The 16,985-nt window shown below is 72.4% G+C and carries 1 protein-coding gene; it reads right to left on the reverse strand.

Annotated features, from left to right (window positions below; all coding sequences use genetic code 11):
* Positions 1-28 precede the first annotated feature (28 nt).
* Positions 29-16,978 (reverse strand): SDR family NAD(P)-dependent oxidoreductase, encoded by a 16,950-nt coding sequence (locus QT196_RS05285; RefSeq protein ID WP_356948498.1) that lies wholly within the window; start codon positions 16,976-16,978, stop codon positions 29-31.
* Positions 16,979-16,985: the final 7 nt, after the last annotated feature.

The raw sequence follows: 16,985 nt of genomic DNA on the forward strand, positions 1-16,985 counted from the left end.
GACGCCCGCGACGTGTGCACGTGCCATATCAGGAACTCCCGAACTCTCGCTCAATGAAGTCGAAGACCTCGTCGTCGCTCGCCGCGTCCAGCGTCGCGGCGACCGTCCCCGCCCCGTCGTCCTCCTGCGCCCCGCCCAGCTCCGACAGCAGGCTCTGGAGCCGGACGGCGAGCCGGTCCCGGGCGACCTCGTCCGTGACGATCTCGGGCAGCGAGAGTTCCAGCCGGTCGAGCCCGGCGAGCACGGAGAGGAGGCCGGACTGTTCGTCCCGTTCGCCGAGCAGTTCCGCGCGGAGCTTCTCGGCGAGGACTTCCGAGGTCGGATAATCGAAGACCAGGGTGGCCGGCAGCCGCAGCCCGGTGACCGCGGTCAGGGTGTTGCGCAACTCCACAGCGGTCAGCGAGTCAAAACCCAGCTCGCTGAACGGCCGCCCGCCGGGAACCTCGTCCGGCCCGGAGTAGCCCAGCACCGCGGCCACCTGCGTACGCACCACGGTGAGCAGCAGCTGCTGCCGCTCGGGATCACTGAGCCCGGCGAGGCGCCGACCCAGGCCCTCGGCCATGGCCTTCCCGCCGGCGGCGGAGCGGCGCACGCGCGCCCGGACCAGGTCCCGCATGACCGGTGGCAGCATCCCTTCGGCCGCACGGGCGTGCAGCGCGGCGGTGTTCAGCCGCACCGGAATCAGCAGGCTCTCCGCCGAGACGGTCCCGGCATCGAACAGGGCGAGCCCCTCCGCGGAGGTCAGCGCGTCGATGCCGCCACTGCTCATCCGCCGCAGGTCGGCCTGGTCGAGCCCACCGGTCATCTCACTGGTGTCGGCCCAGCGTCCCCATGCGAGGGAGACCGCCGGGAGGCCCAGCGACCGGCGATGGCCGGCCAGGGCGTCCAGGAAGCTGTTGGCCGCCGCATAGTTGGCCTGCCCCGGGGCGCCGAGCACCCCGGCCGCGGAGGAGAACAGCACGAACGTGGAGAGCTCCCGGCCCTTGGTGAGTTCATGCAGGTTCACCGCGGCGTCCACCTTCGGCGACAGCACCGCGTCGAGCCGCTCCGGGGTGAGCGAACCGAACACCCCGTCGTCCAGGACGCCTGCCGTGTGCACCACCCCGGTGAGCGGGGCATCGGCGGGCAGCCCCTCCAGGACCCGGGCCAGGGCCTCCCGATCGGCCGCATCACAGGCGACGATCTCCGCACTCGCACCGAGCCCGGCGAGTTCCGCCCGCAGATCTGCGGCACCCTCGGCAGCCAGTCCCTGACGACTCATCAACAGCAGCTTCCGGACACCGTGTTCGGCGACCAGATGCCGCGCCACCAGGGCCCCCAGGGCTCCGGTACCCCCGGTGATCAGCACGGTGCCCCCGGCATTCCACCTCGGCGCACCCTCCTGTCCGAGCGTGGCGGACCGAGCCAGCCTGGGCACGAGCACACTCCCACCGCGCACGGCCAACTGCGGTTCACCACTGGCCACGGCGGCGCGCAGGACATCTCCGGCGCCGTCGCCACCAAGGGCATCGGTATCGACATCGATCAGCACGATCCGCTCCGGGTGCTCCGACTGCGCGGACCGGACGAGGCCCCAGACCGCCGCTGCCGCCGGGGAGACCGTGTCACCCTCCAGCAGAACCGCACCACGGGTCAGGATCACCAGCCGCGCATCCTGATACCGCTCCTCGGCGAGCCAGCCCTGAAGCCGCTCCAGCACCAGGCGCGCGAGGACATGTGCACCGTCGGCCAAGTCTTCCCCCACCGTGTCCGGCACGGACCACAGCACCACGTCCGGGATCTCGTCCTGCTCGGCGAGCGCGGGCCAGTCGCACGCGGGCGCGTCGAGGACGGCCTTCAGACCGATCCCGTTCTCGTCCAGCACGGCCCAGTTCTCGGCCGCCACCGTCGTGGTGTCCGGGGTGGGCAGCGGGGTCCAGCGCAGCTGGAGCATCGACTCCCCGCGCCCGCCCGCCAGTTGCTCGGTGCGCACCGGCCGGACGGTCAGCGCGTCGATGGTGGCCACGAGCGCCCCGGTCTCATCGGAGACCGTCACCCGTACGCCGTCGCCCTCCCGGGTCAGCGTGGTACGCAGCGCGCCGGCGCCCACCGCGTGCAGCCGGATCCCGCGCCAGGCGAACGGCAGCCCCGCCGCGGCATCGTCGAGCAGTCCGACGGTCTGGAGCGCGGCATCGAGCAGGGCCGGGTGCAGTGCGAACTTCGCCGCATCGGCGGTCGCGTCCTCCGGCAGCGTGACCTCGGCGTGGACCTGGTCACCGTGCCGCCAGGCGGCCTGGACACCTTGGAACATGGGGCCGTAGCCGAAACCGGCGGCGGCCAGTTCGTCGTAGAAGCCGTCCACGGAGATCGGCTCGGCCCCGGCCGGCGGCCAGACCTCCGCGCCCTCGCCGACCGGCACGGCGCTCCCGGTGGCCAGCGCACCGACGGCGTGCCGGGTCCAGTTCTCCTCCGCGTCCTCCTCCAAGCGCGAGTACACGGTCAGTGGCCGGCGGCCGTCCTCGTCGGGCTCCGCGACGACGACGCGCAGCTGCACACCGCCCCGCTCCGGCAGAACCAGCGGTTCCTGAAGCGTCAGCTCCTCGATGAGGTCGCAGCCGAGCCGGTCTCCGGCCTGGAGAGCCAGTTCGACGAGTGCGGTTCCCGGCAGCAGCACGGTGTCCATGACGGCGTGGTCGGCCAGCCACGGATGCGTGGCCAGGGACAGCCGCCCGCTCAGGACGACCGCATCCGGCAGCGTCACGGTGGCACCGAGCAGCGGGTGCTCGGCATTCCCCAGCCCGGCGGCCGTCATATCGCCGGCCCCGGTGGTCCCCTCCAGCCAGTAGCGCCGACGCTGGAAGGCGTAGGTCGGCAGCTCCACGGTGCGGGCGCCCGGGAACAACGGCGTCCAGTCCACCGGCACGCCCCGGGCGTAGGCAACGCCGAGAGCATGCAGCAGGGCGACGGGTTCGGAGCGGTCCTTGCGGAGGCTCGGCTGGAGGGTGACGGGGGCGGTGGTTGTGATGGTCGCAGTGGTTGCGGTGGTTGTGCCGGTCTGCGGTAGGCAGTCCTGACCCATGGCCGACAGGACGCCGTCGGGGCCGAGTTCGAGGAAGGTGGTGATGCCTTCGGCGTGGGCGGCCTGGATGCCGTCGTGGAAGCGGACGGCTTCGCGGACGTGCCGGACCCAGTACTCCGGGGTGCGGAGTTCGGCGGGGTCGGCGAGCGAGCCGGTCACATTCGAGACCAGTAACAACTGGGGCTCGCTGTATGTGAGTTGGTCCAGGATCGCGCGGAACTCGGCCAGCATCGGGTCCATCAGCGGCGAGTGGAAAGCGTGGCTGACTCGCAGCCGCTTGACCTTCCGACCCTCGGCCTCCAGGGCGGTGACGACCTGGCTCATCTCGGTCTCGGCGCCGGAGAGTACGACGGACTCGGGGCCGTTGACGGCGGCGATGCCGACCAGCTCCCGGCCCTCCAGCAGCGGCGTGACCTCGTCCTCCGAAGCCCGCACCGAGACCATGACGCCGCCGCTGGGCAGGGCCTGCATCAGGCGCGCACGTGCGGCAACCAGCTGTGCCGCGTCTGCGAGCGACCAGACACCCGCCAGATAGGCGGCCGTGACCTCACCGATGGAGTGGCCCAGCAGCACAGCCGGTGTCACACCATGGGACTCGACCAGGCGGTACAGCGCGACTTCCAGAGCGAACAGCGCCGCCTGCGCGTACTGGGTCTGATCCAGCTGCTCTTCCTCGCCCCAGACCACCTCCGCCAGCGGCCGAGGCAGCAGACCGTCCAGCTCCGCACACACCTCGTCCCAGGCCCGCGCGAACACCGGGTAGGCGTCATACAGCTCACGGCCCATGCCCAGTCGCTGGGCACCCTGGCCGGTGAACAGCACACCGAGGCGTGGGTCGCCGATGGCGTCCGCGTCCGGGGTGACGTTCCGGAGGGCGGCGAGGAGTTCCGTACGGTCGGTGCCCAGGACCACCGCGCGGTGGTCCAGCGGGGTACGGGTGGTGACCAGCGAGTACCCGATGTCGGCCGGGCTCAGCTCCGGCTGTGCGGCCACGAAGGACGCCAGCCGGCCGGCCTGTGCGGCGAGGGACTCCGCGGAGCGGGCCGAGAGCACCCAGGGCACGACGCCGGTGTGCGAGCTGGAGCCGGAATCGATCGCTGTGGGCTCCTCGGCCACCGGTCCCGGTGCCTCCTCCAGCACGACATGCGCATTGGTGCCGCTGATCCCGAAGGAGGACACGCCTGCCCGGCGCGGCCGCCCGGTGGTCGGCCAGTCGCGCGCCTCGGTGAGCAGTTCGACCGCACCGGCCGTCCAGTCGACGTGCGAGGAGGGTTCATCGACATGAAGGGTCCGCGGAAGTACACCGCGCCGCATGGCGAGGACCATCTTCATCACACCGGCGACGCCGGCCGCGGCCTGGGTGTGCCCGATGTTCGACTTGACCGTACCGAGCCACAGCGGCTCGTCCCGGTCCTGGCCGTAGGTCGCCAGCAGCGCCTGGGCCTCGATCGGGTCGCCCAGCGTCGTACCGGTGCCATGCGCCTCCACCGCGTCCACGTCCGACGCGTCGAGCCCGGCGTTCGCCAGAGCCTGCCGGATCACCCGCTGCTGCGAGGGACCATTGGGCGCGGTCAGGCCATTGGACGCACCGTCCTGGTTCACCGCCGAACCCCGCACCACCGCCAGGATCGGGTGACCGTTACGGCGGGCATCCGACAGTCGCTCCACCAGCAGCATTCCGGCGCCCTCGGCGAGGGTGGTGCCGTCCGCGCCCGAGGCGAAGGCCTTGACCCGGCCGTCGCTCGCGAGGTTCCGCTGCCGCGAGAAGTCGACAAAGGTGCCCGGGGTCGCCATCACCGAGGCGCCACCCGCCAGCGCGAGTTCGCACTCCCCCGCCCGCAGCGCCTGCATCGCCTGATGCAGCGCCACCAGCGAGGAGGAACACGCCGTGTCCACGGTGACCGCGGCCCCTTCGAGACCGAAGGTGTACGCCACCCGGCCGGAGGCGACACTGCCGGACGTCCCCGTACCGAGGTGTCCTTCGACCTCCTCCGGTATGGAGTCGGTCTGCAATCCGTAGTCGTGGTACATGAGGCCGGCGAAGACACCGGTCCGGCTGCCGTGCAGGGAAGCCGGGGCGATCCCGGCCCGCTCGACGGCCTCCCAGGACATCTCCAGCAGGAGCCGCTGCTGCGGGTCCATGGCCAGCGCCTCGCGCGGGGAGATCCCGAAGAAGGCGGGATCGAACTCGCCCGCGTCGTAAAGGAATCCGCCCTCACGGGTGTAGGTCTTGCCGGGCAGACCAGGCTCCGGGTCATAGAGCCGGTCGAGGTCCCAGCCACGGTCGGCGGGGAACTCGCCGATGGCATCGGTCCCGGCCGCCAGCAGCTGCCAGAGCTCCTCGGGTGAGGTGACACCACCGGGGTACCGGCAGGCCATCCCGACGATCGCGATGGCCTCCTCGTCCGTGGCGGCAGCCCGCGTGGCGGGCACCACCGCCGCTGTCTCCTCCAGCAGTTCACGACGCAGACAGTCGGTGAGCGCGAGGGGTGTCGGATAGTCGAACACCAAGGTGGCGGGCAGCCGCAGACCCGTGGCCCCCGTCAGCCGGTTCCGCAGCTCAACGGCGGTCAGCGAATCAAAGCCGAGATCCTTGAAGACCTGGTCCGTACGCACCGCGCCGGCGTCCTCGTAGCCCAGTACGGCCGCGACCTGCGTGGTCACCAGGTCGAGCAGCAGCTCCGCACGGTCCTCGGCCGGCAGTCCGGCCAGCCGCTCCCGCAGGGACGCGGCCTCACCGGCCGCTGCGGTGGCGCGCCGCACCGGCACCCGTACGACGTTCCGCAGCACCGCCGGCACCGCGCCGGAGGCGGCCAGACCACGCAGGTCGAGCCGGATCGGTACGAGCAGTCCGGAGCCGGGCGCGGCACAGGCGAGATCGAACAGGGCCACACCCTCGGCCTGGTCGAGCGCAAGCGCACCACCGCGGGCCATCCGCCGGACATCGGCGGAACCCACCTCGCGGGTCATGGCACTCCGCTCCGCCCAGAATCCCCAGGCAAGCGAGGTACCCGGCAGGCCACTGAGGCGACGGTGCTGAGCGAGCGCGTCCAGGAACGTATTCGCCGCGGCGTAGTTGCCCTGCCCAGCGCTGCCGAGCACACCAGCGGCCGAGGAGAACAGCACGAACGCCGAGAGGTCCAGGTCCTGGGTCAGCTCGTGGAGATTCCAGGCCGCGTCCACCTTCGGCCGGAGCACGGTGTCGAGGCGTTCCGGGGTCAGGGAGCCGATGATGCCGTCGTCCAGGATTCCGGCGGTGTGCACCACACCCGTCAGGGGGGCGTCGGCCGGGATGCCCGCCAGTACGGCGGCCAGCCCGTCCCGGTCGGCCGCGTCACACGCCACGACCTCGACCCGGGCACCCAGCTCCGTCAGTTCGGACTGCAACTCCCGGGCGCCGTCAGCCTCAAGGCCACGGCGACTGGTCAGCATCAGGTTTCGGACGCCGTGTTCAGACACCAGGTGCCGGGCGAACAGTGCGCCCAAGGTGCCCGTGCCACCGGTGATCAGCACTGTGCCCTCGGTGTTCCACACCGGCGCGCTGTCCGCATCCGACGGTACGGACCGCGTCAGCCGCGGCACGGAAACCACCCCGTCGCGGATCGCCACCTGCGGCTCCCCCGAAGCAACCGCCGCAGCAATCACCTCCACCGACGAATCACGCTCATCAAGGTCCAGCAGCACAAACTGATCCGGGTTCTCACTCTGCGCGGAACGCAGCAGACCCCACACCGCGCCGCCCACGGCATCCAGCGGTTCCCCCGCCACCGACACGGCACCGCGGGTCGCGATCACCAACCTCGAACGCGTGCAACGGTCATCAGCCAGCCAGGACTGCACACCCTCCAGCACCCGACCCACCGTGGCGCGGACCGCCGCCGGGACCGCCAACGCCCCATCCGTACGAGGCACCGCCAGCACGACACACTCCGGCACCTCCACCAACTCACTCAGTACATCCGCACCCGACGCACCCAACGCGGGAGCCAGCGCCACGTCCTCGCCGAGTACCGCCCACGAACCCGCCACCGGCTCAGACCGAAGCGGCAACTCCGACCACTCCACGGTGAACAGGGCATCGGTGCCCGTGCCTTCGTTGAGCTGGCCGGCGGTCACCGGCCTGGTGACCAGGGAGTCGACGGAGGCGACGACGGTTCCCGTGCCATCGGCGACCAGGACCGAGAAACCGCCGCCGGCCGGGCTCAGCTTCACCCGCAGTGCGGCCGCTCCCACGGCGTGCAGGCGAACTGTGTTCCAAGCGAAGGGCAGTTGGGCCTGTTCCCTGGCCGCAGTGGCCGGGTGGAGACCGATCGCATGCAGCGCGGAGTCGAGCAGGGCCGGATGCAGGCCGAACTTCGCCGCGTCGGCAGCCATGTCCTCGGGCAGGGCGACCTCGGCGAAGATCTCCTCACCACGTCGCCAGGCTGCGCCCAGGCCCTGGAACACCGGGCCGTACGTCATACCCACCGCGGCGAACTCGTCGTACACACCGGTCACGGAGACCGGCTCGGCGCCGAGGGGAGGCCAGCTCTCCTCGCCGAAGTCCACCGGCTCGGCACCCAGCGCGAGCATGCCGGTGGCGTGCCGGGTCCACTGCTGGTCTGCCGGGGCCTCCTCGGCACGGGAGTACACGGCGAGTTCCCGGCGGCCGTCCGCATCGGACTCGGCGACGGTGACGCGGAGTTGCAGACCTCCGGCCGTCGGGATGATCAGCGGGGCCTCAAGGGTGAGTTCCTCCAGCAGATCGCAGCCGACCTGGTCACCGGCCCGGATGGCCAGTTCCACCAGTCCGGTGCCGGGGAGCAGCACGGTGTCCAGTACGGAGTGATCGGCCAGCCAGGGGTGGGTGGCCAGCGACAGCCGGCCACTGAAGAGGAAGCCGTCGGAGTCCGGCAGCGCCATGGCGGCACCGAGCAGCGGATGATCGGCCGCATCGAGTCCGAGCCCCGAGGCATCCCCGCCGAAGAACACACCGGAGGGCCAGTAGCGCTTGTGCTGGAAGGCGTACGTGGGCAGGTCGATCCGCCGACCGGTGGGGAGCAGGGTGCTCCAGTCCACCGGGACGCCGTGTGCCCAGAGTTGGGCGAGCGACTGCACAAAGCGGAGCCAGCCGCCTTCGTCGCGGCGCAGGGTCCCGGTCACCACGACGGGGCTGCCCGCTTCCTGCGCGGTGTCCTCGATGCCAGGCGTCAGTACGGGATGCGCGCTGCACTCCACGAACGCTCCGTGCCCGTCAGCCAGCAGCGCCTGGACGGCCTCCTCGAACCGCACCGGATTGCGCAGATTCTCGAACCAGTACGCAGCGTCCAGCTCCTCACCCGAGACCACCGACGCGTGCACCGCCGAGTAGAACGGGATACGGCCTTCGGCAGGTGCCACCTCGGCCAGGACCGTCGCGAGTTCCTCGCGCAGCTCCTCGACCTGCGCGCCGTGGGAGGCGTAGTCCACCGGGATCTGCCGGGCCCGTACGTCCTGCTCGGCGCACTCCGCCAGCAGCTCCTGCAAGGCATCCGGCTCACCGGAAACGACGGTCGACGTGGGCCCGTTGATGGCAGCCACGGACACCCGCTCGCCCCACTTGGCGATGCGCTGCTCCACCACGTCACGCGAGCCGGCAACCGAGACCATGCCACCGCGACCGGCCAGCACCCGCCCGATGGCCTGACTGCGCAGCGCCACCACCCGGGCACCATCACGCAGGGACAGGATCCCGGCGACACAAGCGGCCGCGATCTCGCCCTGGGAGTGCCCCACGACAGCCGACGGCACCACGCCACAGTCCTCCCAGACCGCAGCCAGCGACACCATCACCGCCCACAGCACCGGCTGCACCACATCAACCCGAGCCAACGCGTCCTCATCCGACAGCACCGCCATCAGATCCCAGGACACAAACTCCGACAGCGCCGCACCACACTCAGCCATCCGCCCCGCAAACACCGGGGTGGAGGCGAGCAGTTCATCCGCCATTCCCAGCCACTGCGAGCCCTGACCAGGGAAAACGAGCGCCACACGGCTACCGGCTCCGGTACCGGTCGCACCCCGCAGCACACCCGCGGGATCCACCCCCGCAGCCAACCCACGGAGGCCGTCGAGAAGTCCCTGACCATCAGCACCGAGCACGACCGCCCGATACTCCAACCCCGCCCGCGTACTCAGCAGCGAGAACCCCACATCAGCAGGATCCAGCCCCGGGCGATCCGCCACGAAGGACGCCAACCGCCCCGCCTGGGCCACCAACGCCTGCTCCGAACGCGCCGACAACACCCACGGCACCACCCCGGGCCGGGTCTCCTCAACCGGCTCATCCGGCGCCTCGTCAGGCGCCTGCTCCAACACCACATGCGCATTCGTCCCGCTGATGCCGAACGACGACACACCCGCCCGCCGCGGCTGCTCACCCTCCGGCCAGTCCCGGGCCTCCGTCAGCAACTCCACCGCACCCGCGGACCAGTCCACGTGCGACGACGGCTCATCCACATGCAGCGTCTTGGGCAGCACACCGTGCCGCAGCGCCATGACCATCTTGATGACGCCGGCCGCACCGGCCGCCGACTGGGTGTGTCCGATGTTGGACTTGATCGAGCCCAGCCACAGGGGCCGGTCCTCGGGGCGATCCTGGCCGTATGTGGCGAGGAGCGCCTGGGCCTCGATCGGGTCGCCCAGCGTCGTACCGGTGCCGTGCGCCTCCACCGCGTCCACGTCCGACGCTTCGAGTCCGGCGTTGGCGAGCGCCTGACGGATCACCCGCTGCTGCGAGGGGCCGTTCGGGGCGGTCAGACCGTTGGAGGCTCCGTCCTGGTTCACGGCCGAACCCCGCACCACCGCGAGGATCGGGTGGCCGTTGCGGCGGGCGTCCGACAGGCGCTCGACGAGCACCATGCCGGCGCCTTCGCCCCAGCCCGTGCCGTCTGCCGCGTCCGCGAAGGGCTTACAGCGGCCGTCCGCGGCGAGGCCGCGCTGGCGGGAGAACTCGATGAACACATCCGGGGTGGCCAGCACCGTGACGCCGCCGGCCAGTGCCAGGGAGCATTCGCCGGAGCGCAGCGCCTGGATGGCCAGATGCAGGGCCACCAGGGAGGACGAGCAGGCCGTGTCCACGGTCAGTGCCGGGCCTTCGAGGCCGAAGGAGTAGGAGATGCGGCCGGAGACGACGCTGCCCGCGGTGCCGGTGCTGGCGTAGCCCTCGGTCTGGTCGAACACCGGGGCCAGCTGGGTCGCGTAGTCGTCGGAGGTCGCGCCGGCGAATACTCCGGTCTTGGTGCCGCGGACCGACTGGGGGTCGATTCCGGCGCTCTCGAAGGCCTCCCAGGAGGATTCCAGCAGCAGTCGCTGCTGCGGGTCCATGGCCAGGGCCTCGCGCGGGGAGATCCCGAAGAAGGCGGGGTCGAAGCCGGTGACGTCGGCGAGGAAGCCGCCCGCGCGCGCATAGGAGGTGCCGCGGTGGTCGGGGTCGGGGTGGTACAGCTCGTCGAGGTTCCAGCCGCGGTCGGCGGGGAAGCCGGACAGCGCGTCGGTGCCGTCGGCGAGCAGCCGCCAGAGGTCCTCGGGCGACTCCACTCCGCCGGGGTAACGGCAGGCCATGCCGACGATGGCGATCGGCTCGTCGTCGGCGGCTGCGGAGGACTGCACGGGCGCCGGGGTGTCGGTCTGCCGGCCGAGCAGTTCGCCGCGCAGGTGGTGCACCAGGGCGAGCGAGTTCGGGTAGTCGAAGACGAGGGTCGCGGGCAGTCGCAGGGCGGTGCCGCTGTTGATCCGGTTGCGCAGCTCCACCGACGTCAGCGAGTCGAAGCCGAGTTCGGAAAAGGCGCGCTCGGCCTCCACCGCCTCGGGGCCCGGGTAGCCGAGTACCGCGGCCACCTGCGTACGGACCAGGTCGAGCAGGGTCCGGTCCTGTTCGGCGGGGGACAGTGCGGCGAGCCGCTGGACGAGGGTGTTGCCGGCGTCCGGGGCGGTGAGCGCGACGGTGGCGCGCCGGGTCGGGGTGCGTACCAGGCCGCTGAGCACGGGCGGCAGTTCCGCCGCGGTGGCGCCCTTCAGTTGCAGCTTGGCGGGGGTGACCACCGCTCGGGCGACGGTGGCGGCGGCGTCGTACAGCGCGACGCCTTCCTCCGAGGTCATCGGCAGGACGCCACCGGAGGCGGCGCGCCGCACATCGTGCTCGGCGAGCTTGCCGGTCATGGCGCTGGCCTCGGCCCACAGGCCCCACGGCAGGGAGAGCGCGGGCAGGCCGAGCGCGCGGCGGTGTGCGGCCAGGGCGTCCAGGAAGGTGTTCGCGGCGGCGTAGTTGCCCTGCCCCGGGCCGCCGAACAGCCCGGACACCGAGGAGAACAGGACGAAGGCGGAGAGGTCGAGGTCCTTGGTGAGTTCGTGGAGGTGCCAGGCGCCGTCCACCTTCGGCCGCAGGACGTGGTCGAGCCGCTCGGGGGTGAGTGAGTCGATCACGCCGTCGGAGAGCACCCCGGCGGTGTGCACGACACCGGTCAGCGGGGTCTCCGCGGGGATATCGGCGAGCAGTGCGGCCACCGCGGCCCGGTCGGCGATGTCGCAGGAGGCCAGGGTGATCTCGGCGCCGAGTGCGGTGAGTTCGGCGCGCAGGTCGGCGGCGCCGGGCGCGTCGGCGCCGCGGCGACTGACCAGCAGGAGGTGGCGCACCCGGTGCTCGGTCACCAGGTGCCGGGCGATGACGGCGGCGAGGGTGCCGCTGGCTCCGGTGATCAGTACGGTGCCGTCCGGGTGCGGCGACGGCGGGATGGTGAGGACCACCTTGCCGACCTGGCGGGCCTGGCTGATGTAGCGGAAGGCGTCCGGGGCGCGGCGCACGTCCCAGGTGGTGAGCGGCAGCGGGCGCAGCACACCCCGGTCGAACAGCGCGAGGAGCTCGGTGAACATCTCGCGGGTGCGTTCCGGGCCGGCCTCGGGGAGGTCGAAGGCGCGGTAGCGGACGCCGGGGTAGGCGGTGGCGATCTCGTCCGCGCCGCGGACATCGGCCTTGCCCATCTCGATGAACCGGCCACCGGAGGGCAGCAGCCGCAGGGAGGCGTCCACGAACTCCCCGGCCAGGGAGTCGAGTACGACGTCCATGCCACGGCCCCCGGTGGCGGCCAGGAACTGGTTCTCGAAGTCCAGGGTCCGGGAGGAGGCGATGTGGCCGTCGTCCAGACCGAGGTCCCGCAGGGCGTCCCACTTGCCCGGGCTGGCGGTGCCGTACACCTCGGCGCCGAGGTGGGTGGCCAGCTGGACCGCGGCCATTCCCACGCCACCGGCGGCGGAGTTCACCAGCACGGTGTCGCCCGGCCGCACTCCTGCCAGATCGACCAGGGCGTAGTAGGCGGTGAGGAATGCGATCGGGGTGGCCGCGGCCTCGGCGAAGGACCAGCCTTCGGGGATGCGGACGATGGCCCGGTGGTCGGCGACGGCGAGGGGGCCGAAGGCCTCGGTGAACGTGCCCATCACCCGGTCGCCGGGGGCGAGGCCGGTCACGCCGGAGCCGACCTCGACGATGACGCCGGCGCCTTCCAGGCCCATCGCTCCGGCGTCGCCGGGGTACATGTCCAGGGCGCTGAGGACGTCCCGGAAGTTGAGGCCGGCGGCGCGTACCTCGATCCGGACGTGGTGCCCGGCCAGGGGCCCGGAGGCCCGGTCGCTGTTGACCAGCGCGAGGGCGTCCAGGTTGCCCTTGGCGGTGCTGGTGAGCTGCCAGGCCCGGCCGTCCGGCGGTGTCAGCGGGGCGGCGGAGGCGGCCTTCATGAGACGGGTGGCGTGCAGGGTGCCGCCGCGCAGCGCGAGTTGCGGTTCGCCGGAGGCGAGGGCGGCGGGCAGCGCGCGGCAGGACGCGTCCTGGTCGTCGAGGTCGATGAGCAGAAGGCGGTCCGGGTTCTCGGTCTGCGCGGACCGGACCAGCCCCCACACCGGGGCGGGTGCGAGGTCCGGGCCGCGCTCGTCGGTGACGGAGACCGCGCCCCGGGTGAGGAGGACCAGCCGGGAGGTGGCGAACCGCTCCTCGGCCAGCCAGCCGCGCAGGGCGGCCAGCGTCCGGGTGGTGGTCTCCCGTACCCGGTCCGGCAGTTCGCCGGGGGCGGCCTCCGGCAGGGCCCAGAGCACGGCGTCCGGCACGGTGTCCCGGGCGGCGAGGGCCGCGAAGTCCTCGGCCGTCACCACGTCGGTGCCGGCGGCGCGCAGCGTTCCGGCCACGGTCTCGGTGCCGCTGCCGACGGCCGCCCAGGTGACCGGGGCGGGCTCGCCCGTTTCGGGCAGCGTGATCCAGTCGAGGTGGAAGAGCGAGGACCAGTGGTCGCGGGCGGCGGTCTGGAGGGTGCCGGAGACGGGCCGGATCGCCAGGGAGTCGATGGTGGCCACGGGTGCGCCGGTGTCGTCGGCGACGAGGACCGCGACCCCGCCGTCCGGGGACGGGGAGAGCCGGGCGCGCAGGGTGGCGGCACCGACGGCGTGCAGCCGGACGCCGGTCCAGGAGAACGGCAGGCCGGGCCCGCCGCTGGTGAGGGACGTGCCGAGGCTGACGGTCTGGACTGCCGCGTCGAGCAGGGCCGGATGCAGACCGAACCGGCCCGCCTGTTCGGCCGTGTCCGCGGGCAGTGCGACCTCGGCGAACACCTCGTCGCCGCGCCGCCAGGCGGCCCGCACGCCCTGGAACACCGGTCCGTACGCGAATCCGGCGGCGGACAGCTCCTCGTAGAAGCCGTCGACGGCGACGGGCTCGGCCCCGGCGGGCGGCCAGGACTCCTCGAAACCGGCGGGTGTGCCGGTGCCGGCCGCCGCGGCGAGGAAGCCGGTGGCGTGCCGGGTCCAGGGCTCATCGCCGTCGGCGTCCTCGGGGCGGGAGAACACCGAGATCTCCCGGCGGCCGTCCGCGGCGGGCTCGCCGACGGTGACGCGGGTCTGCACCGCGCCCTGGCCGGGGAGGGTCAGGGGCGTCTGGAGGGTGAGTTCCTCCAGGAGGTCGCAGCCGACCTGGTCCCCGGCGCGGATGGCGAGTTCGACCAGTGCGGTGCCCGGTACCAGCACGGTGCCGGAGACCGCGTGGTCGGCGAGCCAGGGGTGGGTGGCCAGGGACAGCCGGCCGGTGAAGAGGAAGCCGTCGGAGTCGGGCAGCGCCACGGCGGCGCCGAGGAGGGGGTGTCCGGCCGGGCCCAGTCCGGCGGCCGTGACATCACCGGCACCGGCGGAGCCTTCGAGCCAGTACCGCCGGCGCTGGAAGGCGTAGGTGGGCAGGGCGGTGCGCCGGCCGCCGTGGAGATGCGCGGTCCAGTCCACAGTGGCACCGCGTACGTGGGCACCGGCGAGGGTGTCGCGCAGCGCCTCGGGTTCGGGGCGGTCCGCGCGCAGGCTGGGCTGGAAGGTGACGGACTCCGGCAGACAGTCCTGGCCCATGGCGGAGAGCACCCCGCCGGGGCCGAGTTCCACGAAGAGGTCCACACCTTCGCGGTGCGCGGCCCGGATGCCGTCGTGGAAGCGCACGGCTTCGCGGACGTGGCGGACCCAGTACGCCGGATCGCGCAGTTCCTCGGGCTCGGCCAGGCGTCCGGTCACGTTGGACACCACCGCGAGCTGCGGCTCCTGGTAGGTGAGTTGCTCCGCGACGGCACGGAACTCGGCGAGCATCGGCTCCATGAGCGGCGAGTGGAAGGCATGGCTCACCCGTAGCCGCTTGACCTTGCGGCCGTCGGCCTCCAGAGCGGCGACGACCTGCTCCACCGCCTCCTCGGCACCCGACAGCACGAGGGACTCGGGGCCGTTGACGGCAGCGATCCCCACCAGGTCCTGGTCCGCCAGCAGCGGGGCGACCTCGTCCTCCGAGGCCCGCACCGAGACCATCACCCCGCCGTCCGGCAGCGCCTGCATCAGCCGCCCACGCGCCACGACCAGCTGCGCCGCGTCCGCCGTGGACCACACCCCCGCCAGGTAGGCGGCCGTGACCTCACCGATGGAGTGGCCCAGCAGCACGTCCGGGGTCAGCCCCCAGGACCGCAGGAGCCGGTAGAGCGCGACCTCGACGGTGAACAGGGCGGCCTGGGCGTACCGGGTCTGGTGCAGGAGGTGCTGGTCCTCGCCCCAGACGACCTCCCTCAGCGGCCGGGGCAGCCGCGGGTCGAGTTCTGCGCACACCTCGTCCCAGGCCCGCGCGAAGACCGGGTAGCTCTCGTACAGCTCACGGCCCATACCGAGCCGCTGCGCTCCCTGGCCGGTGAACAGCACACCGACCCGGCCGTCGCCCGCGACCCCGCACAGCGCACCGGTGGCGTCGTCCCCGCGCTCGGCCAACTCCTCGACGCGGGCCTGGAGTTCGGCACGGCCGGTGCCGAAGACGACCGCGCGGTGCTCCAGCGCGGCGCGGCTGGTCGCCAGGGAGAAGCCGATGTCGACCGGGTCCAGATCCGGCCGGTCGGCCACGAAGGACGTCAGTTCACGCGCCTGGGCGGCAAGGGCCTGCCGGGAACGGGCTGACAGCACCCACGGCAGCACCGCGGCTGCCGCCGGAGCGGCCGACGCCACCGGGGCTTCCTCCGGGGCCGGTTCGCCTTCCGGGGCCTGCTCGAGGATGACATGGGCATTGGTGCCACTGATCCCGAAGGACGACACACCGGACCTGCGGGGACGGCCGGTCTCCGGCCAGTCGCGGGCCTCGGTGAGCAGCCGCACCTCGCCGGCCGACCAGTCGACATGCGGAGTGGGCTCGTCGACGTACAGGGTCTTGGGCAGCACACCGTGCCGCAGGGCCATCACCATCTTGATGACCCCGGCGGCTCCGGCGGCGGCCTGGGTGTGGCCGATGTTGGACTTCACCGAGCCGAGCCAGAGCGGCCGGTCGGCGGGCCGGTCCTGCCCGTAGGTCGCCAGCAGGGCCTGGGCCTCGATGGGGTCGCCGAGGGTCGTACCGGTGCCGTGCGCCTCCACCGCGTCGACCTGATCGGCCGACAGCCGGCTGCTGGCCAGGGCCTGCCGGATCACCCGCTGCTGCGAGGGGCCGTTGGGGGCGGTCAGACCGTTGGACGCACCGTCCTGGTTCACCGCCGACCCCCGCACCACCGCCAGGATCGGATGGCCGTTGCGCTGGGCGTCCGACAGCCGCTCCACCAGCAGCAGCCCGGCGCCCTCACCCCAGCCGGTGCCGTCCGCGGCACCGGCGAACGCCTTGCACCGGCCGTCCTCGGCGAGACCACGCTGCCGGGAGAACTCCACGAACAGATCGGGGGTGGACATCACCGACACACCGCCGGCCACGGCCAGCGAGCACTCCCCCGCGCGCAGGGCCTGCATCGCCCAGTGCAGCGCCACCAGCGACGAGGAACACGCGGTGTCCACGGTGATCGCGGGGCCTTCGAGGCCGAAGGTGTAGGCGATACGGCCGGACAGCACGCTCGCCGAGGCGCCGGTGACGCCGTAGCCCTCGGCCACCTCGGGCGCCACCCGCAGCTGCGAGGCGTAGTCCTGGTAGTTCACCCCGACGAAGACGCCGGTCCGGCTGCCGCGCAGCGAGAGCCCGTCGATACCGGCCCGCTCGAAGGTCTCCCAGGAGGCTTCGAGCAGCAGCCGCTGCTGCGGGTCCATCGCGGTCGCCTCACGCGGCGAGATCCCGAAGAACCCGGCATCGAACTCGCCGACGCCGTCCAGGAAGCCGCCTTCCCGGACGTAGGAGGTCCCGCGGTGGTCGGGGTCCGGGTGGTACAGGCTCGCCACGTCCCAGCCGCGGTCGGCCGGGAATTCGGTCATGGCGTCGGTACCGGAGGCCAGGATCCGCCACAGTTCCTCGGGAGAGTTCGCGCCGGGGAACCGGCACGCCATCGCGACGATCGCGATCGGCTCCCGCATCACGCCCGCGAGCTTGCGGTTCTGTTCACGCAACCGTTCGGTCTCCTTGAGCGATGCTCGCAGAGCCTCAGCGACGCGGTCTTTCTGCACGGCCATC

The sequence above is a fragment of the Streptomyces sp. P9-2B-2 genome (assembly GCF_030406865.1).
GTDB classification, from domain to species: Bacteria; Actinomycetota; Actinomycetes; order Streptomycetales; family Streptomycetaceae; genus Streptomyces; species Streptomyces platensis.